Here is a 23,215-nt window from a genome sequence, read left to right as displayed (position 1 = left end):
GGACAAAAGTCATGAGAGCAGTTACCAAATCAACGATGCGCCGTTGTGCGACAGGAGTTGCGGCTCTGGCCATTCTGGCCGGGTGCGAGGGGCCGTTGGACTACGATCTGCGCGGACAGCTCGGTGGGTTTTCCACCACGGATGCTGCGCAATCCGCAACCACCAGTCGCCCTGCGCCTGATGCGCGCGGGGTGATCACCTACCCGAACTATCAGGTCGCCGTAGCGCGCCGGGGCGATACCGTGCGCGATGTGGCGGCCCGGGTTGGCCTGCCCGAAGGTGAGCTGTCGCGGTTCAACGGCTTGCAGACAACCGACGCGCTGCGCGAGGGTGAGGTTCTGGCCTTGCCGCGATCTGTTGGCGCGTCAAGCGGTGTGGATATTGCCTCGATCGCTGGAAACGCGATTGATCAAGCCCCGGATACGGGCGGGGTGCAGACGACGCTGCTGAAGCCGGTTGAACCGGCGCCAACGCCTGCGCCGGTCGCCTCTGGACCGGAGCCGGTGCGCCACAAGGTGAAACGGGGCGAGACGGCCTTTACCATTTCGCGTCTCTATCAGGTGCCGGTTGAGGCTTTGGGAGAGTGGAACGGGTTGGGCCCGGATTTCGCCATTCGTGAGGGGCAGTATTTGCTGATTCCGGTGAAGAACCAGGCCGCCCCGCGTCAGGCGGCAGCAGCGGCTCCGGTCGCTGCGACCGAGGTGACGCAGCCGGGGCAGGGTTCTCCGACGCCGACACCGCCGAGTGCGACCCAGCCGCTCCCGGATGAACAGGTCGCGCCGCTGGCCGAGGCGCCCGAGGCGCCGGATGTCACTGCCGAAGCGCCAACCCGCAGTTCCAGTTCCTCAGCGCTGTCCTTGCCGGTCGCGGGCAACATTATCCGGACCTATGACAAGGGTAAGAACGAAGGCATCGACATCGCAGCCGCACCGGGTACGTCGGTCACTGCAGCCGAGGCAGGTACCGTAGCTGCGATTACCGCAGATGCCGATCAGGTGCCGATCATTGTTGTTAAGCATAACAATGACTTGCTGACGGTATATGCCAATGTTGAGGATATCACCGTCAAGAAAGGTGATCGCGTGCGGCGGGGGCAGAAACTGGCGGAATTGCGCGGTGGCGACAACGCCTATGTGCATTTCGAAGTCCGCAAAGGCTTCGAGTCGGTTGATCCTGAGCCGTATCTCAGGTGACCAGAATGGCCCGTTCCGGGCCATGCCTCCGGCGGGGATATTTTGGCCAGATGAAGGGCGGATCACCCGTGTGGATCGAAGTCGCTTAGGCGTTTTCCCGGCTCGTCTGTGAATAGCTCGGGCAGGGGAGTCACGGTTTCGATCAGGTCGATGCGGAAAACGCGAAAGCCGTTGCGCAGCTCGCACCATGCGGTGAGGGTCCAGACGCGGCCCCAATACTCCATATGGAGGGGACGGATGGTGCGTTCGGTTAGGGCGCCGTCGATGCGGCGGTAGGACAGGTGCAGTTTCTGGCGGGTTTTGATGGCGGCGCGGAGCGGGGCCATATGTGCCAATCCGCGCGCAGCATCGGCGAAGGGGTAGACCGCAAATTTCCAAGTATCGGCCTCGGCCACGACCTGCGTGGGTAGGACGGCGTCGATCTTTTCTGCCAGAGACTCGGCTGCGGCCTTCAGGTCCGGGTCAGCTGCTTCGGCGACGATGGCCATCCCGAGGTTCAGCGCCTCAAGCTCGGCCGTGGTCAGGTTGAGCGGGGGCAGGGTGATCTGCTCGCGCACCATGTAACCCACGCCACGTTCGCCTTCGACGGGAACACCCGAGGCGACCAACGTGTCCATGTCGCGATAGATCGTGCGGACCGACACCTCAAGCCGGTTCGCGATGTCCTGCGCGCGGTGCAGTTTACCGTCGCGCAGGATTTGGATGATGTCGAACAGGCGATCAGTCCGGCGCATGATACGCCGTTCTGACCTGTGTCAGGTCATGTTCCATAGTACTGCCTCATGCCGCATCTGCAGGCTTTCGGGATTGATGGCTGCCATCAGGGCCGGTGCAAACTCCTGTTGCGGGAATTCTGCAGCCGCCGTCTGAGCGGCCTTCATATCTTGCCAAACGACATAGTCCGTCCAGCGACCATCTTCCCCTTGACTGAGGTGGCGATGGGCAAAGCCGGGCGCTGCGCGAACGAAACTTTCGGTCGATTGGCTGAGTTTGACGAAGGCCTCGGGCGAGGTGCCTTCGGCCAGGGTGAAGGTGACGATTTCGGCGACATGGGTCATGTGTTTCTCCGTTGACCAGGTTGCAATACCGCTGTCCTAGCCTGTTACAACTGACATAAACCTGTCAGTTGAGAAAAGCGAGAGCCATGAATCCGCAAGATCACATCAAATTTGCCGCCCGAATTGGCTCGGCCACCTTTTGAGAACGCGGCTTGCCGCGTAAACACGGGGTCAGACAAGGGTTCAGGCGCAGTGCGCCTTTTAGAAGGAGAATAAACATGCTCAACAATATCGGACTTCCCGGCCTGCTGCTGATCGCTGTTGTGGTGCTGGTGCTGTTTGGCCGCGGCAAGATTAGCTCGCTGATGGGTGAAGTGGGCAAGGGTATCACCTCGTTCAAGAAAGGCGTCAAGGAAGGCGCGGACGAGTTGGAGCAGGACGCAGCGGAAGTGGCCAAGGACGTCACGCCCGAAACCGAGAAAGACAAGGTCTAAACCCGGATGTTTGATCTGGGCTGGACCGAGCTTCTGGTCATCGGCATCGTTGCCCTGATTGTGGTGGGGCCGAAAGACCTGCCCGTGCTGTTTCGCAATGTCGGGCGGTTTGTCGGCAAGGCCCGCGGCATGGCGCGCGAATTCACCAGCGCCATGAACGAGGCTGCAGATCAGGCAGGTGTGAACGAGATCAAGAAGGGTCTGAACGCGGCCACGAATCCCGTGAACAGCGCGATGGACGGTGTGAAAAAGGCCGCTCAGGATCTGAGCAGCAGCATCGATCCGTCCAAGTTCGATCCTGAAAGCGAAACGGGCAAGCTGGCGGCTGAGCGGGCTGAACAGGCCAAGAAGATTCAAGCCACAACCGCCCGCACTGCTGCCGAGCGAAAGGCCAAAGAAGCCGCTGACGCGCTGGCCAAGGCCGAAGAGGCCGAAGCCGCGCTGAACACTGAGAACAAGACATGAGCAAGACCGACGAAATCGAAGACAGCTCGGCCCCGCTGATCGAGCATCTGGCCGAATTGCGCACACGACTCATTCACTGCGTTGTTGCGTTTCTGATCGGTATGATCATCTGTTTCACGGTTGCGACCCCTCTTTTCAACTTTCTTACGCATCCTTTGTGTGAGGTGTTGAACGAGCGTGGGCAGGACTGCGGGCTGATCTTCATCTCGCCGCAGGAAGGCTTCTTTGTTGCGATCAAGGTGTCGCTGCTGGGGGGCTTCATACTGGCGTTCCCCTATATCGGGATGCAGATGTGGCGCTTTGTTGCTCCGGGGCTTTATAGATCCGAGAAGAACGCGTTCTTGCCGTTCATGTTGGCCTCGCCCTTCATGTTCCTGTTGGGGGCAAGCTTCGCCTTCTATGTCGTAACGCCTTTGGCCTATGACTTTTTCCTCGGGTTCCAGCAGTTCGGCGCTGAAGGTGAGGCCGTCGTGGATGGCGCCACCGCCGCACCACTGAGCGTGGTGTTCCAAGGCTCCGCTCAGGAATATCTGAACCTGACGATCAAGTTCATCGTGGCCTTCGGGTTGTGTTTCCAACTGCCCGTGTTGCTGACGCTGATGGGCAAGGCGGGGCTGGTCACGGCTGAGGGGCTGGGGAGTGTCCGCAAATACGCGGTAGTCGCCATTCTGGTGCTTGCTGCGCTTGTGACGCCTCCCGACGTGATCACACAGATCATTCTGTTCGTAGTGGTCTACGGCCTTTATGAGGTGTCGATCTTCCTTGTGGCGCGTGTTGAAAAGAAACGCGAAGAACAACTCCGCGCGGATGGCTACTATGATGACGAGGCCGGAGCGGATGAGGACCTGATGCAGGAAGAAGACGGGAAGTAATCTCTTGCTGTTCCCAAGACAGGCGCGCCATGACTGGCGCGCCTTTTTCGTTGGAACCCCTTGTTGCCAAAAGCCGAACGTGGTTTGACACCGTTGGAATATGACCCCGGAGGCCACCATGGATACCCAAGCCCTGAACCGTATCGCAGACGCGTTAGAGCGGATGGCTCCGGCCCCTTTGGCGGCTCCGGACTTCATTGCCGCGCCGGCTTTCGTCTGGCAGGTTGAGCCAGACCGGCTTGAGCCTGTCCCTCAGGTCAACCGCGTTGATCTGGAACTGCTGGTCGGCATAAACCGTTCACGCGATACGCTGTTGGACAACACAAGGCGCTTTGCGGCGGGGTACAAGGCCAACAACGCGCTGCTGTGGGGCGCGCGAGGGATGGGGAAGTCCAGCCTCGTCAAGGCCGTCCATGGCACGCTGCAAACCGAGCACGCAAACCTGAAACTGGTCGAGCTTCAGCGCGAAGACATGAGTTCGGTCGCGCGGCTGTTGAACCACCTGCGCGCAGCGCCGCACCGGTTCATCCTGTTCTGCGATGACCTGTCGTTCAGCCACGATGACCAGCACTATAAGTCGCTCAAGGCTGTATTGGATGGCGGCATCGAAGGCCGGCCTGAAAACGTAGTCTTCTACGCCACCTCGAACCGCCGCCACCTGATGCCACGGGACATGATCGAGAACGAACGCTCCAGCGCTATCAACCCGTCGGAAGCAGTCGAAGAAAAGGTCTCACTGTCCGACCGGTTCGGGCTTTGGCTCGGCTTCCATCCCTGTGACCAGGACGAATACCTGGCCATGATCGACCGTTACTGCGCCGCCTACAATGTGTCGGTCGACCCGGAAACCCTGCGCGCAGAAGCCATTGAATGGCAAGCGACACGCGGGTCACGCTCGGGCCGTGTAGCGTGGCAATTCTTCGTAGATCTCGCAGGGCGCAACGGCGTCCATATCGCGTGATCCCAGCTTCATCTGGCTAAAAATACCTCCGCCGGAGGCATGGCCCAACCGGCCACTCCCTACAACAACGCCAGAATCCGAGCCGCTTCATCCGCTGTGCTGGTCAGCACATCGCGATCCTCACCGGGGTGAAACCGCGCGCGCACGGCTGTCGGCATCGGGGCGGGCTCGACAATCGACACCTTAGGCCCAGTCCGTTCAGTCTCAACCTGCCAACTGCGTGCCAGTCCCATCTGGGCGGCCTTGGTGGCGCCGTAGATGCCATAGAACTTCTCGCCCGCCTTGGGGTCATCAAAGAACACGGCATGACCGGCCTCACCCAATAGAGGCGTCACATAAGGAATCAGAACCGAGGTGGCATTGGCGTTGGTGTTCATCGCCTTTTTCCACTCTTTGGGATCAACGAAATGCGCCGGTGTGAGGGCCGAGGTGTGGACGGCCGTGTGAAGCCACAAATCCACTTTGCCCCAGCGGTCATGAATACCCCTGCACAGGGTGGCCATCGCGTTGGGATCGGTGATGTCCATGGGCGCAAGGGTAGCCGAACCACCCTTGGCTTTGATCCGGTCGTCCAGCTCTTCCAACCCGCCGGTGGTACGGGCGACGGCGACGATGTGATATTCGGGGGCCAGCGCTTCGGCCAGGGCTGCACCCAACCCGCGAGAGGCCCCAGTGACGAGGGCAATTTTGGTGGCAATTTTGGTCTGATCGGTCATGGCAGCGGTTTGAACGCCTGCGCGCGGGTCGTCAAGAGGGCGCTAGCCCCCCGGAATTCCAATCCGGCGGGTCTGGCCGCTTTGTCGCAGCATGATCCCGTGTTCATCAATGGCGACAACTGTGCCCGACGCCACGCGGCTTCCTGGCTTGACCTCTTTTACACGCCCCGATGACAAGCGCATCAACGCGCGTAGGTCGGCTTTCGGGCCAAAGACACCCAGAACCGAGACCGAATTTCTTTTCAACGCGCCCCGCTGCGTGGCCGCGCTTTTGACATTGGCATTTGGCATATTCTGCGGCTCGAACCCGGTTCGAACCCCTTGTGTGAGTGGTGGTGAAGCGCTGCCTACCAAACCGCAAAGTAAATCAAAAGATCACCCCGCTCTCTTCAGATCACGGCGGGGTGAGGGGGCCGGAAGCCTTTGCAATCAGGTCATTCCTATCGGCAAAATCCAGCCAAAGCTGTGGCGATGCCCACGGCCTGCGTTGTTTTCTGATTCGCGTTGTCTCTTTAGCCCGACGCCAGTTTCGCCGCGTTCCACGACCCCCCAACAACCTGCATGTCTTCGCGCTTTTTACTGACGCGGGTGCTGTTTTCGAGACTGTCGAGATAGTCACCGCTGACGCTGCCGGTGATGTAGTTGCCGTCAAAGCAGGAACAGTCGAACGCCTCGATCTCAGGGTTGCCTTCCTTTGCGGCCCAGATCAGATCGTCGAGGTTCTGATAGAACAGAGCATCCGCACCCAGTTCTTCGCGAATCTCTTCGATCTCTTTGCCATTGGCGATCAACTCGTGCTTGGTGGGCATGTCGATGCCATAGACATTGGGGTATTTCACCGGCGGTGAAGCGCTGGCGATGTAGACCTTCTTGGCCCCGGCCTCACGGCACATCTGCACGATCTTCTTGATCGTATTGCCGCGCACGATCGAATCGTCGATCAGCAGGACATTGTGATCCTTGAACTCCAGCGGAATGGCGTTCAGCTTGCGGCGGACGGATTTCTGACGCTCTGCCTGACCGGGCATGATGAATGTTCGACCGACATAGCGGTTCTTCACCAGACCTTCGCGATAGGGGATGCCGGTGATCTTGGCGGCCTCAAGCGCCACGGGGCGTGCGCTGTCGGGGACGGGAATGATGCGGTCGATCTGAAGACCCGAGTCTTGTATCTGTTTGGCCAGCGTTTGCCCCATACGCATCTGGGTTTTGTAGACCGAGACGCCGTCCAGCAGGGAATCCGGACGGGCGAGGTAGACATATTCAAAGATACAGGGCGTCAGCTTGCCTTCGACGGCGTGAAACTCGTGCATATTGCCGTCCAGATCAATCAGGATCGCCTCGCCCGGATTCAGGTCACGGATCTTGGTAAAGCCGTTGATACCAAAGGCCACATCCTCGGAGGCAAAGGCGTAGTCATTGCCATCGCCCTCGGTCTCACGAATTGCAACCGAAAGCGGACGAATGCCGTGCGGGTCGCGGAAGGCCAGCATGCCAACACCGGCGACAAGGCAGATGACCGAGTAAGCGCCTTGCACACGCTCCATCGTCATCTTAACTCCGGCAAAGATGTTGCGGATGGGCTCGGCGTTTCCGTTCACTTTGATCGCGTCGGCCACTTTGTCGGCCAGAACGTTCAGCAGGATCTCGGAATCTGACGTGGTGCGCAGGTGACGGCTGTACTTGCCGGTGACCTTTTCGCGTTGCTCGGCGGTGTTGGTGATGTTGCCGTTATGGACCAGATAGATCCCGTAGGGCGCGTTGACAAAAAATGGCTGCGCCTCGGACGCGCTGAGCGACCCTGCCGTGGGATAGCGCACATGCCCCATGCCGACCTTGCCCAGAAGCGTTTCGGCGTCCGTCGCGTTGAACACGTCCTTGACAAGACCGTTTGCTTTTTTCTCGCGAAAGAACTCACCGTTGTATGTGACGATCCCCGAGGCGTCCTGCCCCCGGTGCTGAAGCATCAACAGCCCGTCATAGATTTCCGCAAACACATCATGTGTCCGGCTTGCGATCCCCAAAATCCCACACATGTACGGGCTCCAATTTCTATGACGTTTTGACCAGAGGGTTGAGTGACGGCCGGATAGGGAGGGGTCGTACCGTTCGTATCTTGCAGGCCAGACGGTGCATTATCACCGCATTGCAGGCAGATGAACATTGAAAGGACAAACCCGACAGCTCCGATTCCGTGGCATTTTGGCCTCCACATACTGCCTTAGAACGCGGCTGTCATCAAAGGATCACATTTCTATAGGCCGCAGTTCCGATTTCTTCAGTTGCGGCGTGGTGACATATGAATTCATTTGTGCTGACATATGCATAATTTCATCGCGGATCTTATCGGGGAGGGGGCCAGAATGTGGCAGGAACGCTCACCAAACAAGAAAGATGAGCCGCCGAAAAGGCGCTGCCATCGGTGCCGCGGCATGGGGCGTGCGCCGTGCCCGATCTGCAATGGGGCAGGTGAAGTGGTCAAAAGTCGTGATATTCTGGGTAAACCGATTTCCAGCCGGTGTGATGGCTGTTTCGGCTTGAAAACCACCCGCTGCACGGTCTGCGGGGGTGAGGGGTTCGTTCAATGAAAAAGCCCGGCGCGAGGCCGCGCTTTTCGATTAACTGTCTGTGTGATTTAGCTGTCGGTGGTTTCCGCAGCAGGGGCCGAGTCGCCTGCGGTGCAGCTGGCCACCAGCTCTTCGTATTGTGCAGTGACCCAACCCAGCGCGGCCTCGGGGTTTTGTTCTTCGATCTGGGTGCTGAACTGTTCGAACACCTTGGCCGAGCGGCTTTCGTCTACAAGCGTGTAGGACTGGCCGGTCATCACGGTGTCGTAGACAAAGAACGCGATAGCGACCAGCAAGATGCCCCGCGCGATGCCGAAGAAGAAGCCAAGCGCCTGATCCAGACCGCCCAGTGCCGACCGTTGCACCAGCGATGAAAATAGCGGCGTGAAGATGCTGACGATGATCAGGGCAATTGCAAACACGGCCGCAAAGCCGGTGATGACCGATAATTCGCAGCTGTCGCGCAGGAAATCTCCGACCACCGGGATTTCTTTGACCAGCGGCACGGCCTGCGGTGCGAAGATGAATGCCAGAACGGCTGCTGCCACCCAGCCCGCGATGGCAAGAACCTCGCGCATGAACCCGCGCGAATAGGCCAGAATGCCTGACAGCACGATGATCAGGGCCACAACCCCGTCAATAATTGTAAAACCTTCCATGGCCCTCGCCTGTTCTTTTCTGCCCCTCAGGGCCGGACTTTAACCTGCTCCGAAGGTTTCGCCAACAAACCCGACCAAATCAGAGGGTCGGGTGAGTGTCAGACCTGCCACAGTGCCGGTCTTGCCGCCCGCCGGAGCGATTGCCGATGTGAAACCAAGTTTTTGTGCTTCTTTCAACCTGTTTTCGGTCTGAGGGGCCGGTCTAAGTGCCCCGGACAGCGAGATTTCTCCGAAAACGACGGTATCAGCGGGCAGGGCGCTGTCTTCTCGTGCACTTAGTAACGCTGCGGCAACGGCCAGATCGGCGGCGGGTTCACTGATCTTCAGCCCTCCGGCGACGTTCAGATAGACGTCGAGACCCGCGAAGGGGATGCCGCAGCGGGCCTCGAGCACGGCAAGGATCATCGCCAGCCGTCCGCTATCCCAGCCGACGACGGTACGGCGGGGTTGCGAATGCGGTGACGGGGCGACGAGTGCCTGCAATTCCACCAAGACGGGGCGAGTGCCTTCGATCCCGGCAAAAACGGCCGAGCCGGGGCTCGGCGTGCCGCGTTCGGACAGGAACAGGGCCGAGGGATTAGTGACTTGCGCCAACCCTTTGCCCGTCATCTCGAACACGCCGATTTCATCTGCGGGGCCAAAACGGTTTTTGACCGCGCGCAGGATGCGGAACTGGTGGCCGCGTTCGCCTTCGAAATAGAGAACGGTGTCGACCATGTGTTCGACAACGCGCGGGCCTGCGATTTGGCCCTCTTTGGTGACATGACCAACCATCACGATCGAAACACCGTGTCGTTTTGCAAACGTGGTCAATTCATGCGCTGCGGCCCGGACTTGTGAAACCGAGCCGGGCGCACTGTCCACATTGTCGGCCCACATGGTCTGAATCGAGTCGATGATGGCGAGGCCGGGTTTTTCAGCCTCAAGCGTTGTCAGAATGTTGCGCAGGTTGGTCTCAGCCGCCAGTTGAACCGGCGCGTCCTCGAGCCCCAAACGGCGAGCACGCATACGGACCTGCGCGCTGGCTTCTTCGCCCGAGACATAGATCGTTTTGACGCCCGCGCGCGCGAACCGAGCGGCGGCTTGCAGCAGAAGGGTGGATTTGCCGATGCCAGGGTCTCCGCCCACCAGCAGGGCCGAGGCGGGGACGAGGCCGCCGCCCAGAACGCGGTCAAGCTCATCCACCCCGCTGAGTGTACGGGGTGGCGGGGTCTCCTCGGTCGACAAGTCCGTGAGTGCAATGGACTGGCCCCGCTTACCGCCGAGGGATTTCTTTGCCGGGCCCGCCGACAGGGGCACGTCCTGGGTGATCGTGTTCCATTCGCCGCAGGCGTCGCATCGCCCGGACCATCTTGTATGTGTCGCGCCGCAGGCCGAACAGGAGAAAGAAGTCGTCTTTGCCATGAGGCCTTTGGTGCCCGAGGATGGGCGGTTCTTCAAGCCCTTGCGGGCTTTCCTCTCCGCCGGTGGCGCGCCGCGCCCTCAGGCCCTGCGGGCCATCGGGTGCGGCGGGCGCTGACGCGCCTATTCTGCAGCGCGTGGGGGCGACATGGCGACCACGCTGGACGCGCTTGGGTCGCTGCCGTCGGGGGGTGTCTGCAATTGCGCCGAAAGTTCAGGAAGAAGGTCGAAGAGTTCATCCCGCAGGCGCGTCAGTTGGGATTTGGCGATGGATTCCTCGATCTCGATATCTCGCGTCCATTGGCTGAGTTCGTGCAGGATGGTCTGGGCGTCTTCAATCCGTTGTTGGAACAGTTCGACCTCTTCCTGCCGCTGTTTCAGGAATGTGCGGGCGCGTTCGACCCGCTCGTTGCCATAGGTTTCGGCCAGTTCGTGGCTGATCTGGCTCATCTGAGCGGCGGTTTCCAGGATCTCAGGTTCCAACGCCTGAAGGTCGGGGTGGTCGCGCAGAAAGGCCATACGCTCTTTGACCGCATCGAACTCCGAGGCCAGAGCGAAAACGCCGCTGCGGTCTGCGGCATGGGCGATCTGGTAGGCCTCGACGATGTCCTGCATGTTCAGCGAAAACTTCCTGTGCGCGTTCTCGAGCGCCATCATCCGGGCGCTGGAGGGTAGGTAGAAGCCCAGCATGAGAATCAAGCAGGTCAGGCCGATCTGAACAAAAATCCCGGCGTCGATCACGCCGGTCTGGCCGAATCCGGCCTGAAGGGACAGCCAGGGCAAAACCCCCAGCGCCGAGAGTGAAGTTGCAACCACCGCGCCAAGGGCCGCGATGCAGATCATGAAAAAAGTCAGTCTTAAAAAGGCATTCTGAAATTGCAATGTAATGTTGTTGAGGGCGGGCATGGTCGTCCATCTCCTTCTCAAACCGATACAAATCGGGCCGAAGCGGAGGACATATCAAACACGCAAGGTGATCCTCTGCGGACCCGTACACACTAGAAATTTGCTGCTCGAAATATAAAGATGATACTTAGAAATGTGTTTTCAATCAACACGGTCTAAGCTTTTCGTGAAGTGGATGTCATCTCGGTAATATATCCCAGCGCGATCGAGGCCAGAATGCAGCCGGTAAACAGGTAGAGGCCCCAGGCCGTCTCGATGGTCGCGTAAGAGATCCCCTTGGCCAGCGTGATATAGAGCGCGATGAGAAAGATATCGGCCATGGCGAGCTTGCCCACGATGTTCAGTGCGGGTTGGACGCGGGCATCTAGCAGGTCCCATTGGATCAGGGCGGTGCCGATGGTTTTGATGTAGGGCGCGAAGAGGGCGAAGACGGTGACGACCAGCGCGAGGAAGATGTCGGATTTCCACAGGGATTGGAGGCCGGTGATGACGCTGATTTCGGAAAGTCCGAAGATCGGCAGCAGGCCTGCGCGCATCAGAGGGGCGAACCACGCGATGGGGTAGAGGATCAGGAGAGAGAGGGTGGCGAGGCGGAGGGTCATAGTCTCGAACAAGAACGCGGATACACGAAAACGTACAAAGTACTGAGTCCTTACTAGTCATGTACAAACTGATCTGGCTGACACTATGAGAATCCTTTCCACGTTGCAGGGATGGAGTAGTTTCGAATTTGGTAGACTTTTTGGCTTTTTTTGAAACCACGAAGCTCACGCTCCATCGCAACCGTTTCGATGTCGTCGAGAAGATCTTGAAAAGCAGCAGAACATATCATCTTGATACCTTGTTTGGTCGCCTCTTCGAGCATCCGCGCTGTTAAATTCACTGCTGGCCCTATCGCAGTAAAGTCTAATCTCGACTCTGTTCCAATGTTTCCTAGGAACACTTCGCCTACATGGAGGGACGATTTGAACGAAAGATGCTTCTCTGGAAATTGAGCTTCCATTTCTTTTTTTATATCTTCAACAGTTGCTAAGGCACATTGCGCAGCTGCTTTTTGCGCGTCTCTAGAAAATGAAGAGCTGTAAATTACTAAAACTCCATCTCCAATGAATTTTAAAATCTCACCTTGGTACTTTTCGACGTTCTGCCCGACGATTCCAAAAAAGGAATTAAGAGTTCCCAACACGCTCTCATAATTTGATGCATCAGCAATCTGAGTGAAGCCCGAAAGGTCCGCAAACAAGACGACCGCTGTAACCACTTCGCCTTCACCTCGACTTACTTTGCCGCTAAGGATTTTTTTGCATGGTTCGCGTCCGACATAGGACTCGAGAACATATTTTTTGTCAAAATGCTCGGTGTGATATTCCTTCAGCCTTGCAATTGGGTTCCGGAGCGCATTGAGAGCCTCAACTTGCTGGCCATTGAAGCCTCCTGCGTCTTTAGTCGAAAACTCTATGTTTCCCGTGGCGCTTCCGTCAGTGTTCACTAGAGGTAAAATCAAGACGTCGCTATACCCCAAGTCTTTGTAGGCTCTTTGAAACCTTGACGTAACTCGCGTTTTTCCGCTCGAAAAGCGAAAACGAATCTCTTCTGGATTTTCAATCATCTTGGAAAGCGGCGTTTCGAGGAACTCTGGAGATTTCATAAAGGAATGATCAAAAGTTCTTCTTCTGACGCCTTTTTCTCGTGTCCAGCTGTACCGAATACCTCTGATTTGAGGATGTACGAAAATACCGTTAACCACACATGCAGAAAGCGGCACCCCAGCGTCGATAAGACGAGAAGAGCACTCTAACAAAAGTTCTTCAATTGACTTGGGCGGGGGTGCTCCCGCGACTAGCCAGTCTACAATGGAGCCAACTTTTATACTGTCGACCATATGGATGCTCAAAATTGCTTGAGAGCAAACTCTACTCGAATTCAACGAATTGATCGACTGGTTTTATCACCGCACCGCCTCAATCGGCCCCTCCGCGCTTCCGCTGATGAACTGCTCCAGATACGGATCGCCCGAGGCATCCATCTGACCCACAGGCCCGGTCCACTGGATCACCCCGTCATGCAGCATCGCCACGTTGTCGGCAATTGCGCGGACAGAGGTCATGTCGTGGGTGATGGTCATGGCGGTTGCGCCCATCTCTGTCACGATCTCTCGGATCAGATCGTTGATGACGCCAGACATGATCGGGTCGAGCCCGGTTGTGGGTTCGTCGAAAAAGATAATCTCGGGCTCGGCGGCGATGGCGCGGGCAAGGCCCACTCGTTTCTGCATGCCCCCCGACAGCTCGGACGGAAAGCGGTCGGCGACGTTGGATTTCAGGCCAACACGGCGGAGTTTCTCGATGGCGATCTCGCGCGCCTCATCCGTGGGGCGTTTCAGCGACCCGCGCAGCAGACGGAAGGCCACGTTCTGCCAAACGGGCAGTGAGTCAAAAAGGGCCGCGCCCTGAAACAACATGCCAAAGCGCGCCAGAAATGCGTCTCGGTCGCCTTTGCTGGCGTCCTTGCCGTCGACATAGATCATGCCGCTGTCGGGCTTGATCAATCCAAGGATACATTTCAGCGCGACCGATTTACCCGTGCCGGATCCTCCGATGATCACCATCGAGGTGCCCTTGGGAATCTCAAGGTTCATGCCCTGCAGCACGTGGTTGTCATCGAAGGACTTTTTGACGTTCTCCATCCGGATCATAGCGAGAAGAACACTCCTGTAAGAACGAAGTTGGCGGCGAGGATCAGCACGGCGGCGGCTTCGACCGAACCCTTGGTGGCGCGACCCACGCCCTGTGCGCCTCGGCCCGAGTTCATGCCGTAGTAGCAGCCCATGATGGCGGCGATCAGGCCGAAGGCGGCGCCTTTGACAAGGGATGAGACGATGTCGCGGGCCTCAAGGAAGTTGACCGTGTTTTGCAGATAGGCGGCCGGGTTGAACCCGAGGTTCTGTGTCGCCACCGTATAGCCGCCCATGATGCCGATGATGTCTCCGATACCGACAAGGATCGGCACCGTGATCAGCGCCGCCAGCACGCGTGGGGCGGTCAGGTATTTCATCGGATGGGTCGATAGGGTGACCAGCGCGTCAATCTGCTCGGTCACTTTCATCGTTGCGATTTCGGCGGCGATGGAGGAGGTCACGCGGGCGGCGATCATCAACCCGACCAGAACCGGGCCAAGCTCTCGCACCATGCCGATGGCGACGATCTGAGGGACCACGGCCTCGGCATTGAACCGTGCGCCGCCTGCATAGATCTGTAGGGCCAGCGCGCCGCCGGTGAAGATGGCGGTCAGGCCGACCACGGGCAGCGACAGCCAGCCGATATTCAGCAGCGCCATCGCGATCTCGCGCGGGTAGTAGGGCGGGCGCAGGATGTGCGACAGCGAGTCCAGAGCGAACAGGGTCACGCGCCCAAACGCGGCCAGCAGGGTCAGAACTGTGCGGCCCAGCCCACCCAGCAGAGACAGCGGGTTCATTCCACGTACCCTCGTGAATAACGGCGGCCCATAGAGGTCAGGATTTCATAGCCGATTGTGCCTGCAGCCTCGGCCAGATCGTCAACGGTTTGATGTCCGTTGAGGATGCGTAGTTTCTCCGGCTCAAAGCCCAGATCGGTGACGTCGATGGTGATCAGGTCCATCGAGATGCGACCGACGACCGGGCAGGGTTGGTTTCCTGCGAAGGCGTCAATGCCACCGCCAATGGCACGGTGCAGGCCGTCTGCGTATCCTGCTGTGACGGTTGCGATCTTCGACGGGCGGCGTGCCGTCCAGCTGTTGCCATAGCCTACGGTTTCTCCGACCGCGACGTCACGCACCTGCACGACCGGCAGATCGACGGTGACGACGGGCTTGGCATCGGCAAAGGGCATCCCGCCATATAGGCCGATGCCCGGGCGGCAGAAGTCAAAGTGGAATTCAGGTCCCAGCAAAGTGCCTCCGGTCGCGGCCAGAGACCGTGGGGCCGTCATACCATCAGTCATCCCGCGAAACGCGGTCAGCTGCTGCTGGTTCATCGGGTGGTCCGGCTCGTCCGCGCAGGCCAGATGGGACATCACAACCGCCGGGTTCAACGCCTCGGCCTTGGGGCGCAACTCGGCCCAGTCGGCGGGCTCCAACCCCAGACGGTTCATGCCGGTGTCAAGCTGGATGCCGAACCCATGTTCAGGCAGAGCCTGTTGGTGGCGTTGGAATTGCTCGCCCGAGTTGATCAGGGGTGTCAGGTCGTGATCGCGCAGCAGCTCGGTATCCCCGTCCATATGACCTGAGAATACAGCGATCATCGGACCGGGCCCGACCGCCTCGCGAACGTCTGCGCCTTCTTCGGCGACGGCGACAAAGAACTTGCGGACACCTTCCTCGGCCAGAGACCAGGCGACAGGTTCGGCCCCAAGACCATAGGCGTCGGCCTTAACGACGGCGCCGGTTTCGACATCCGTTTTAGCATCGAGCGCCCGCCAGTTGCTGGCGAGCGCCTGAAGATTGATCGTCAAACGTGCGGTACTCATGGAGTTGTTCATGACACTGGAACGCGGCAGGTCAAGAGGGGATCGTACACAACCTGTCTGGAAAATCCGCAAGATAGGCGGCATACGGCCATCTGACGCAGGAATTTGGGCAGGTTCGAGGGGCTTTTGACTGGCAGTGATGCGCGTAACGGGATTGTGCAGCGATACAAGTCAAAGGTCCTTTGAACGGCGGATCGTTCAGAGTGACCCACGCGGGTGACCCGTCTTATCGCCGCTCGTCAAGCAGGGGCTTGTTGTTGTTAAGGTGCCGGGTCACCAATTTGCGTTGGCGTTTATTGCTTGGAATGTAGCGAGCAGGCTGTGGGGCGGCAAAGAGAGCCAGTTGCGGGAACAGCAGCATCAACTCTTCGCGTGAGGCGTCATCCATGGATTGCAGCGCCTGCGGGCCGGTAAACAGACTTTCGCTGGGCGCGCCTTCGGCAAACAGCACCATGTGGCGGTCGAACACAAGGTGGTGATAGGTCACCTGCGAGACACTGGTGTCGACGAAAACGCCGGGCATTCGGGTCAATTGAATAGCCGAGACCAAAACGGATTCGGTCCCGAACATGCGCTGCGCAATCGGAGATCGGATCAGCATCCGATGCTGGCGCGAGACCATAAGATCACGTTTCGGCAGCGATTGCCCAAGCGCGCCAGCGACGATGCGAACTGGAAACAACCGCGGGGTCTTTATCAACTCGGCCCGGCTAAGGCTGCGCGACAGGGTCAAATGCAGCGCCTCGGGCGGGCCATCTTCAGTCAGAACCTGATCTCCGGCGCGGAGTGCCTCAACGGGAACGTTGCCACGTGGCGTGCCGATCAGAGTGCCTGCCGTGAAACAGGGCGCGCCGGGGCTCGGGTTGGGGTTCTCGACGAAATTCACCCCGTCGGTCGAGGTAAGGGACGAGGTGTCATCTGTTCCGTTGCTGCCGATCTGGGTAGAGGTTTGCCCGCTGGCGGCGCCTTGTGTTGCAGTGACCTCATTGTCGAAGGACACAAAACTGAGCACAGCGCCATTGTCATCCAGCGACACCGCGCCCAGCCGGTTGATGCGGGCAGAGACCACGTAATAGTCGAAACCGCTGACCGTGTTCACCGGCGCAGTGTCGACATCCGTGGAGCTCCGGACGGAGCCATTGGCGTTGTAAACCTGCACCCTCAGGCCCGAGACATCCGTACCGGTCGGAACGCGGATTTCGATGAAATCGCCGTCCGGCGCAAAATTCGGCCCGTTTCTGTATCGTATTTCCGAGATGATTGCGGGCAATGACGTAGGCCTTGCTAAAATCCGGCAGTACGTGCCGTCATTCAGTACACACTAACACAGGACGATTGGCATTCAAAATCGGCTGTTTGAATGTGAAAGGTGACTATTAGTACCCTTCGATCTCGCCGCCCTGTTGCCAGGGTTTGACAAGATTGCCAAAGCGGGTGAACTGCGCCTCGAACGACAACTCGACCGTGCCGATGGGGCCGTGGCGCTGCTTGCCGACGATGACCTCGGCTTTGCCATGCAGGCGCTCCATGGCCTGTTTCCACTCTTCCATCTTTTCCAACTCGTGATCGCCGGGCTTTTCGCGTTCCTTGTAGTATTCCTCGCGGAACACGAACATCACCACATCGGCGTCCTGCTCGATCGAGCCCGATTCCCGCAGGTCGGACAGTTGCGGGCGCTTGTCATCGCGGTTTTCGACCTGACGCGATAGCTGGGACAGGGCGATCACCGGGATGTTCAACTCTTTGGCGATTGCCTTCATGCCCATCGAAATCTCGGCGATCTCGTTGACACGGTTGTCCGACATGCCGCGGCACAGCTGCAGATAGTCGATGACCAGCAGGTCCAGCCCGTGCGTCCGCTTCAACCGCCGCGCACGCGCTGCCAACTGCGAAATCGGCAGGGCAGGCGTGTCGTCAATGAACAGGGGACAGGCCTCCAGTTCTTTGGCGGCATCAACGAAGCGGCGGAACTCGGCCTCGGTCATGTCACCTTGACGGATCTTGTGGCTGGAGATTTCCGAGGCTTCGGCCAGAACACGACCTGCCAGCTGTTCGGCGCTCATCTCGAGCGAGAAGAAACCCACGACACCGCCATCAATCGCGCCTTCGCTGCCATCGGGTTTCAGCCCGCGCTTATAGGCCTTGGCCACGTTGAACGCCACGTTGGTCGCTAGCGAGGTTTTACCCATCGACGGACGACCCGCGAGAATGATCAGGTCCGATGGGTGCAACCCGCCCAATTGTTTATCCAAGTCGGCCAGACCGGTGGAAATCCCCGCCATGCCGCCACCGCGCTGGTACGCCTCATTGGTGACGTTGACGGCTTCTGTGACCGCCTTTAGGAAGGATTGGAAACCCTGTTCGGTCTGGCCCTGCTCGGAGAGCTGATAGAGCTGTTGCTCGGCCTCGACGATTTGCTCTTTGGGCTCACTGGACACATCGACCCGCGCGGCCTTGTCCGAGATGTCGCGACCCAGCCGGATCAGCTCGCGCCGGATCGCCAGATCATAGATCATCTGGGCATAGTCATGCACCGCGAAGGCACTGATCGAGGCTCCGGCGAGTTTGACCAGATAGGCGGGTCCGCCCAATTCCTTCAGGCCCTCGTCATCCGCCATGAAGGATTTCAGCGTCACGGGTGAAGCCAGCGCATTCTTGGCGATGCGCGTGGCTGCGACCTCGTAAATCCGCGAGTGAACTGGGTCGTAGAAATGCTCGGCCCCGATGATCGAAGCGACCCGGTCATAGAGGTCGTTATTGGTTAGGATCGCGCCCAAAAGCTGCTGTTCGGCCTCAATGGAATGCGGCATGGTCTCGGCGTTCTGAATCTGCGCCGCTGCCTGCTCGATACTGCTGATCTCGTTCATATTGTCCCCGCTGCCCGTTCCGAGGTTCTACACGCCAAGCCCCGGTTCAAGCTATCTGCAAATGAATGGGGGTAAGTTGGTATAACCGCCCCCGGCTTCGGGATAACTGCCCATCTGAATGGGGATAACTTCCGCCCAGTTTTGCACGGGACGAAAGCTATCGCAACATTTGGTGTGATGGGCGCGAAATTCGACTAGATAGGCGCGCGTTGGATCGATTCGAAAATCAACTATCCCCAGCTTACCCACAGGCCGAATTTTACGATTTATTCGCGTCCTGCCACCCGCGCGGGTCGTTCAGGAAGGCTTCGACACCGCTAAGGGTCTCTTCGTCAAAGGCCTTTTGCGCCTTGGCCTCGGCCAGAACGTCCCACCAAGTGCACAGCGAATGCAGCTTCACGCCGTGATCGCCCAGGGTCTTCTCGGTCTCTGGAAAGATGCCGTAGTAAAAGATCACCGCTGTATGGCCGCAGGTCGCGCCCGTTTCACGGATCGCATCGACAAAGGACAGCTTGGAGCCGCCATCGGTGGTCAGATCTTCGACCAGCAGCACGCGTTCACCTTCGCTCATCGCGCCTTCGATGCGGGCGTTGCGGCCGTAGCCTTTGGGCTTTTTACGCACATAGGTCATGGGCAGGGCCATACGCTCGGCGACCATGGCGGCAAAGGGGATGCCCGCCGTTTCACCGCCCGCGATATTGTCGAACGCCTCGAACCCGGCTTCGCGCATCACTGTGACGGTCAGGAAGTCCATCAGGGTCGAGCGGATGCGGGGGTATGAGATCAGCCTGCGGCAATCGATATAGGTCGGGCTTGGCAGGCCCGAGGCCAGCGTGAACGGCTCACGCGAGTTGAAGTGAACGGCCTTGATCTCCAGCAGCATCCGCGCGGTCAGGCGGGCAATTTCAGAGCTGTCGGGAAATGAACTGGGGATCATGGCGCAAACCTCGGGGCTGAAAGAGTGTTGCGGGCTGATAGCCTGTCCATCGGCCCGGAGTCGAGAGGGCCGAACAAAGAAAAAGCGGACCCGCGATAGGTCCGCTTTTGCCCTTACGGGCAATGGGCAACCAAGGTGGGCTTAGCTGCTCATGTCATAGGCACGCTCGCCATGTACCGACAGGTCGAGGCCGTTTGTCTCGGTCTCGGCGTCTACGCGAAGCGGAGTGATGGCTGCAACCACCTTAATCAACACAAAGGTGACAACTGCCGTAAAGGCACCCACAATCAAAAGGCCTCCAAGTTGTGCTGTCCATGTGCCCAGACCGAACAGCGCAATCATCAGGGTGCCAAAGATGCCCCCGACACCGTGCACGGCAAAAACGTCCAGCGTGTCGTCGATGTTCAGCTTGTTGCGGATGATAAAGACGGCCTCCTGACAGAGAACACCTGCAACGGCCCCGATGCTCAGCGCTTGCACCGGACCCACAAAGCCCGAGGCCGGAGTGATCGAGGCCAGACCAGCAATGGTGCCTGTGACCAGACCGACCATTGACGCTTTGCCAAAGCGGATCTTCTCCCACAGTGCCCAGGTCAGGGATGCAGTCGCGGCGGACAGATGTGTGACGGTCATGGCCATCGCGGCGCCTCCGTCAGCGGCCAGTTGCGAACCGCCGTTGAAACCGAACCAGCCGACCCACAACATCGCGGCGCCGATCATGACAAAGCCCGGATTGTGCGGAGGCGTCGTGCGGTTGCGGCGTGGGCCGAGGATCACGGCGATGATCAGCGCGGCCAGACCCGCGGTCTCGTGAACAACAATGCCGCCAGCAAAGTCGCGCACGCCGATCTCACCCAGAATGCCGCCATCGGACAGCATCCCACCGCCCCAGATCCAGTGGACCACCGGTGCATAGCACAGCAGCATCCACAGGCTCGAGAAGGTGAGGACAAAGCCAAAGCCGACCCGCTCGACATAGGCGCCGACGATTAGGGCGGGGGTGATGATCGCGAAGGTCATCTGGAAGGCAAAGAATAGGATTTCGGGTAGGGTGCCCGCCAGACTGTCGGTATCGACACCGCTCAGGAACGCTTTGCCCAATCCACCCCAGAACCCACTTTCACCGGGCCCGAAAGCGATGGAATAGCCCGCGACCAGCCAAAGGATGCTCATTAAACAGGCAATCGAGAAGCAGTGCATAAACACGCTGAGGACATTTCGGGCACGCACAAGCCCGCCATAGAACAGGGCAAGGCCCGGCAATGTCATGAACAGGACCAGTGCGGTTGCCACAATGATCCAGGCTGTATCGGCTCCGTTCATGGGCCGGTCTCCTTTTTTGCCGTTTGGGCGTCGGCCGGGCAAACCGCCACGGCCGACACCTCGTGAGTGGTGTGCGGCGGGTTGAAGCTGAGCTGGATCGGGGAAAAAAGAGGCAGAGGTGCAAAAAGACGCCTATTTTGGCAGCTTTTTGTCAACTGACGCATAATTTTGCGTCATGGTGACGTCTTTGATGTAAATTTAAGCGGTTTGCGAAAGACCGAAATAAAGCATTTTCAGTGCATGATCCCGCGCGGCCTGACGAACCCTTTCGCGCCCCAGAGCGCCGAACTCGACAGTTTCGGTGCGCGTGGGTTGCCCTGCGGCAGCAAGGCCAAAGCACACCCGACCTTCGGGTTTGAATTCTGACCCTCCGGGGCCTGCGATGCCAGTGATCGACACGGCTAGTTGCGCGCGCGACTGCCTCAGTGCGCCATCGGCCATTTCTTGTGCGACCTGCTCTGAGACCGCGCCATAGGCGTTCAGTGTCTCGCCGCGCACGCCTAGCATCTGCTGCTTGGCGTCGTTGGTGTAGGTGACGAACCCGCGGTCCACTACGGCCGAGCTGCCGGGGATGTCGGTCAAAGCAGCAGCCACCATGCCGCCCGTGCAGCTTTCTGCAGTCGCGATCATGATGCCTTGGGCTTTGGCTTGGTCCAGCAGCTCGGATACGGTCATAGGCCCAACACTCCATGTGCGATCCCGGCCAGAACCATCACACCGATGGCGGCAAAGATCCCGGCGATCACATCGTCCAGCATCACGCCCATCGCGTCTCCTTTGCGATCGGCCCAGCCGACCGGGCCGGGCTTGGTGATGTCGAATAGCCGGAACAGCAGGAAACCCGCGACCCAACCGGGCCAGAGCGCAGTGATTTCGATCCCGTGTGCCCAGCTTGGGTAGGAAATGGCCCAGAGCGCGATGAATTGGCCCGCGACCTCATCAACGACGATCTCGGAAGGGTCGTGATCCTCTTGCCCGGCGGTCATCACCTTGGTGGCCCACAGCCCTGCGATGAACACAACGAGCGTCGCAAGGATGAGCAGGGGGAAGCCGCCCAAAACGTGCAGGACCCAGACTAGGGGTAAAGCCGCAAGCGATCCCCATGTGCCGGGGGCAGGGCGCAGATATCCGACGCCGCAGACAGTTCCGATCAGACGCGCGATACTCATGCTTTCACCAGACAAGCAGTGGCGAGCGACGCGATGCCCTCGCTACGACCGGTAAAGCCCAGACGCTCAGACGTGGTGGCCTTGACCGAGACCTGATCGGCGCGCAATCCCATGATTTTAGACATTTCTTCTTTCATTTTGGGGGCATGAGGGCCGATCTTGGGGTATTCGCAGACCAGCGTACAATCGACGTTCGAAATGCGGTAGCCCATCGTCTCGGCCAGCTCGACTGCATGGCGCAGGAAGATCTCGCTTGCCGCGCCTTTCCACAGCGGGTCCGAGGGTGGGAAGTGCTGGCCGATATCCCCTTGCGCCAGCGCGCCGTAAATCGCGTCGGTGACCGCATGCATGCCGACATCCGCGTCGGAATGCCCTTGCAGCCCGCGCTCATGCGGAACTTTCACGCCGCAGAGGATCACGTGATTGCCATTGCCAAAACGATGCACGTCATAGCCGTTGCCCAGCCTCACATCCATAGTCGTTCCCATTATGCTTTCCGCCCGTTCGAAATCCTCGGGGCGGGTGATTTTCAAATTGTCCGCATCGCCCGGTACAATGCAAACCTCAAGACCTGCGGCCCGTGCGACCTCAACATCATCCGCAGCGCCACCCGGATGCGCGGCATGTGCTTTGACAATGGCATCGTAGTCAAATCCCTGAGGGGTTTGCGCGGCAAACAGGTTGCTGCGGTCCTGCGTCCCAGAAACCGAGCCATCATGCCCGATCCAAAGCGCATCCGTAACGGGCAAACCGGGGGCGGCAGCCTGGTGGGTATCCAGCGCGCTCAGAACGTCCTGAATGAGATGCGCTGAGACACAGGGCCGTGCGACGTCATGGATCAGCACGCGGCTCACCTGGTGATTTTCCAATGCGTGCAACCCGTTACGAACCGAACTTGCCCGATCCGCGCCACCTGCGGCCAGTATCAGGTCGGTGTCGCGAAACTCCTCCCAAGCCCGGGCGTCGTCTTCCGACAAGACCAAAACGATGTGATCGACAAGGTCGCGAAACCGGTCGATCGTCCAATCCGCCAAGCGTCGACCGGCAAGCGCGCGCCATTGCTTGGGCGTGCCGCCTCCGGCGCGCAATCCGCGCCCTGCGGCAACGATTATGGCGGCTGTGGTCATGGTCGGGTTTCTCCGGAATGCTGCGCTTTGTTTAGGGTGCGGTGAATGCAGAGGC

At 59.1% G+C, this 23,215-nt stretch carries 25 protein-coding genes; 5 read left to right on the top strand and 20 right to left on the bottom strand.

From position 1 onward, the window contains the following. The first annotated feature begins 11 nt into the window (after positions 1 to 11). Complete coding sequence (locus tag ACR0KL_RS01840; RefSeq protein WP_170676199.1) at positions 12 to 1,193, top strand: peptidoglycan DD-metalloendopeptidase family protein; 1,182 nt, start codon at positions 12 to 14, stop codon at positions 1,191 to 1,193. 62 nt (positions 1,194 to 1,255) lie between these two features. Here the strand turns inward: ACR0KL_RS01840 and ACR0KL_RS01835 are convergent, their stop codons facing one another. Continuing rightward, on the bottom strand, positions 1,256 to 1,927 hold the full coding sequence (locus ACR0KL_RS01835) for a helix-turn-helix transcriptional regulator (RefSeq protein WP_170676198.1): 672 nt from the start codon (positions 1,925 to 1,927) through the stop codon (positions 1,256 to 1,258). 21 nt (positions 1,928 to 1,948) lie between these two features. Further along, the gene (locus ACR0KL_RS01830; RefSeq protein WP_170466595.1) at positions 1,949 to 2,251 is read right to left on the bottom strand and encodes a hypothetical protein; all 303 of its coding nucleotides are present in this window, start codon (positions 2,249 to 2,251) and stop codon (positions 1,949 to 1,951) included. Positions 2,252 to 2,469: 218 nt separating this feature from the next. Here ACR0KL_RS01830 and ACR0KL_RS01825 point away from each other — a divergent pair, with 218 nt between their 5' ends. The 4 genes from ACR0KL_RS01825 (at position 2,470) to ACR0KL_RS01810 (ending at position 4,983) form a co-directional block, all read left to right on the top strand. Continuing rightward, positions 2,470 to 2,685 carry a twin-arginine translocase TatA/TatE family subunit gene (locus ACR0KL_RS01825; protein WP_170373887.1) on the top strand — a complete coding sequence of 72 codons (216 nt, stop codon included), beginning with the start codon at positions 2,470 to 2,472 and terminating at the stop codon, positions 2,683 to 2,685. Positions 2,686 to 2,691: 6 nt separating this feature from the next. Then, positions 2,692 to 3,150, top strand: coding sequence for a Sec-independent protein translocase protein TatB (tatB, locus tag ACR0KL_RS01820; protein WP_170676197.1), 459 nt, complete (start codon positions 2,692 to 2,694; stop codon positions 3,148 to 3,150). Then, positions 3,147 to 4,022 (top strand): twin-arginine translocase subunit TatC, encoded by an 876-nt coding sequence (tatC, locus tag ACR0KL_RS01815; RefSeq protein WP_170676196.1) that lies wholly within the window; start codon positions 3,147 to 3,149, stop codon positions 4,020 to 4,022. The genes tatB and tatC overlap by 4 nt, the downstream gene beginning before the upstream one ends. A 118-nt stretch (positions 4,023 to 4,140) precedes the next feature. Next, positions 4,141 to 4,983, top strand: coding sequence for an ATP-binding protein (locus ACR0KL_RS01810; RefSeq protein WP_170676195.1), 843 nt, complete (start codon positions 4,141 to 4,143; stop codon positions 4,981 to 4,983). Positions 4,984 to 5,042: 59 nt separating this feature from the next. On the opposite strand, the gene ACR0KL_RS01805 is transcribed toward ACR0KL_RS01810, so the two are convergent. From ACR0KL_RS01805 to ACR0KL_RS01720, 18 genes are all read right to left on the bottom strand, one after another. After that, the gene (locus ACR0KL_RS01805; protein WP_170466605.1) at positions 5,043 to 5,699 is read right to left on the bottom strand and encodes an SDR family NAD(P)-dependent oxidoreductase; all 657 of its coding nucleotides are present in this window, start codon (positions 5,697 to 5,699) and stop codon (positions 5,043 to 5,045) included. A 42-nt stretch (positions 5,700 to 5,741) separates the two neighbouring features. Then, positions 5,742 to 5,990, bottom strand: a complete 249-nt coding sequence (locus tag ACR0KL_RS01800; RefSeq protein WP_170373882.1) for a hypothetical protein — start codon at positions 5,988 to 5,990, stop codon at positions 5,742 to 5,744. A gap of 221 nt (positions 5,991 to 6,211) precedes the next feature. Then, entirely contained in the window at positions 6,212 to 7,735 is a 1,524-nt protein-coding gene (gene purF / locus ACR0KL_RS01795) for an amidophosphoribosyltransferase (RefSeq protein ID WP_170676194.1), read from the bottom strand. Positions 7,736 to 8,334: 599 nt separating this feature from the next. After that, positions 8,335 to 8,925 carry a CvpA family protein gene (locus ACR0KL_RS01790; protein ID WP_170641868.1) on the bottom strand — a complete coding sequence of 197 codons (591 nt, stop codon included), beginning with the start codon at positions 8,923 to 8,925 and terminating at the stop codon, positions 8,335 to 8,337. Between the two features lie 39 nt (positions 8,926 to 8,964). After that, positions 8,965 to 10,329: a DNA repair protein RadA gene (gene radA / locus ACR0KL_RS01785; RefSeq protein WP_170676193.1), complete on the bottom strand. Its 1,365-nt coding sequence runs from the start codon at positions 10,327 to 10,329 to the stop codon at positions 8,965 to 8,967. 120 nt (positions 10,330 to 10,449) lie between these two features. Next, on the bottom strand, positions 10,450 to 11,232 hold the full coding sequence (locus tag ACR0KL_RS01780; protein ID WP_170676192.1) for a kinetochore Spc7 family protein: 783 nt from the start codon (positions 11,230 to 11,232) through the stop codon (positions 10,450 to 10,452). Positions 11,233 to 11,387: 155 nt separating this feature from the next. Continuing rightward, entirely contained in the window at positions 11,388 to 11,834 is a 447-nt protein-coding gene (locus ACR0KL_RS01775; RefSeq protein ID WP_170676191.1) for a paraquat-inducible protein A, read from the bottom strand. A gap of 83 nt (positions 11,835 to 11,917) precedes the next feature. After that, positions 11,918 to 13,114, bottom strand: a complete 1,197-nt coding sequence (locus ACR0KL_RS01770) for an adenylate/guanylate cyclase domain-containing protein (protein WP_170676190.1) — start codon at positions 13,112 to 13,114, stop codon at positions 11,918 to 11,920. 66 nt (positions 13,115 to 13,180) lie between these two features. Next, positions 13,181 to 13,927 carry an ATP-binding cassette domain-containing protein gene (locus tag ACR0KL_RS01765; RefSeq protein WP_170466619.1) on the bottom strand — a complete coding sequence of 249 codons (747 nt, stop codon included), beginning with the start codon at positions 13,925 to 13,927 and terminating at the stop codon, positions 13,181 to 13,183. Continuing rightward, on the bottom strand, positions 13,924 to 14,706 hold the full coding sequence (locus tag ACR0KL_RS01760) for an MlaE family ABC transporter permease (RefSeq protein WP_170458563.1): 783 nt from the start codon (positions 14,704 to 14,706) through the stop codon (positions 13,924 to 13,926). The genes ACR0KL_RS01765 and ACR0KL_RS01760 overlap by 4 nt, the downstream gene beginning before the upstream one ends. Then, positions 14,703 to 15,737: an alanine racemase gene (gene alr / locus ACR0KL_RS01755; protein ID WP_170676189.1), complete on the bottom strand. Its 1,035-nt coding sequence runs from the start codon at positions 15,735 to 15,737 to the stop codon at positions 14,703 to 14,705. Before alr ends, ACR0KL_RS01760 begins: the two co-directional genes overlap by 4 nt. Positions 15,738 to 15,963: 226 nt before the next feature. Then, a complete protein-coding gene (locus tag ACR0KL_RS01750) occupies positions 15,964 to 17,007 on the bottom strand; it encodes a Hint domain-containing protein (RefSeq protein ID WP_170676188.1) in 1,044 nt (347 codons plus the stop codon). Between the two features lie 106 nt (positions 17,008 to 17,113). Continuing rightward, positions 17,114 to 18,604, bottom strand: a complete 1,491-nt coding sequence (locus tag ACR0KL_RS01745) for a replicative DNA helicase (protein WP_170676187.1) — start codon at positions 18,602 to 18,604, stop codon at positions 17,114 to 17,116. Positions 18,605 to 18,863: 259 nt separating this feature from the next. Beyond that, a complete protein-coding gene (locus ACR0KL_RS01740; protein WP_480776586.1) occupies positions 18,864 to 19,541 on the bottom strand; it encodes an orotate phosphoribosyltransferase in 678 nt (225 codons plus the stop codon). 141 nt (positions 19,542 to 19,682) lie between these two features. Next, a complete protein-coding gene (locus tag ACR0KL_RS01735; protein WP_170676186.1) occupies positions 19,683 to 20,864 on the bottom strand; it encodes an ammonium transporter in 1,182 nt (393 codons plus the stop codon). 198 nt (positions 20,865 to 21,062) lie between these two features. Beyond that, entirely contained in the window at positions 21,063 to 21,539 is a 477-nt protein-coding gene (locus ACR0KL_RS01730; protein ID WP_170676185.1) for a CinA family protein, read from the bottom strand. Beyond that, positions 21,536 to 22,033, bottom strand: a complete 498-nt coding sequence (locus tag ACR0KL_RS01725) for a phosphatidylglycerophosphatase A family protein (protein ID WP_170676184.1) — start codon at positions 22,031 to 22,033, stop codon at positions 21,536 to 21,538. The genes ACR0KL_RS01730 and ACR0KL_RS01725 overlap by 4 nt, the downstream gene beginning before the upstream one ends. Then, the gene (locus tag ACR0KL_RS01720) at positions 22,030 to 23,160 is read right to left on the bottom strand and encodes a bifunctional 2-C-methyl-D-erythritol 4-phosphate cytidylyltransferase/2-C-methyl-D-erythritol 2,4-cyclodiphosphate synthase (RefSeq protein ID WP_170676183.1); all 1,131 of its coding nucleotides are present in this window, start codon (positions 23,158 to 23,160) and stop codon (positions 22,030 to 22,032) included. The genes ACR0KL_RS01725 and ACR0KL_RS01720 overlap by 4 nt, the downstream gene beginning before the upstream one ends. Positions 23,161 to 23,215 lie beyond the last annotated feature (55 nt).

This window comes from Ruegeria sp. C8 (assembly GCF_056537565.1).
Note: the sequence above shows the minus strand (reverse complement) of the source record. Positions and strands in the feature narration are given on the sequence as shown.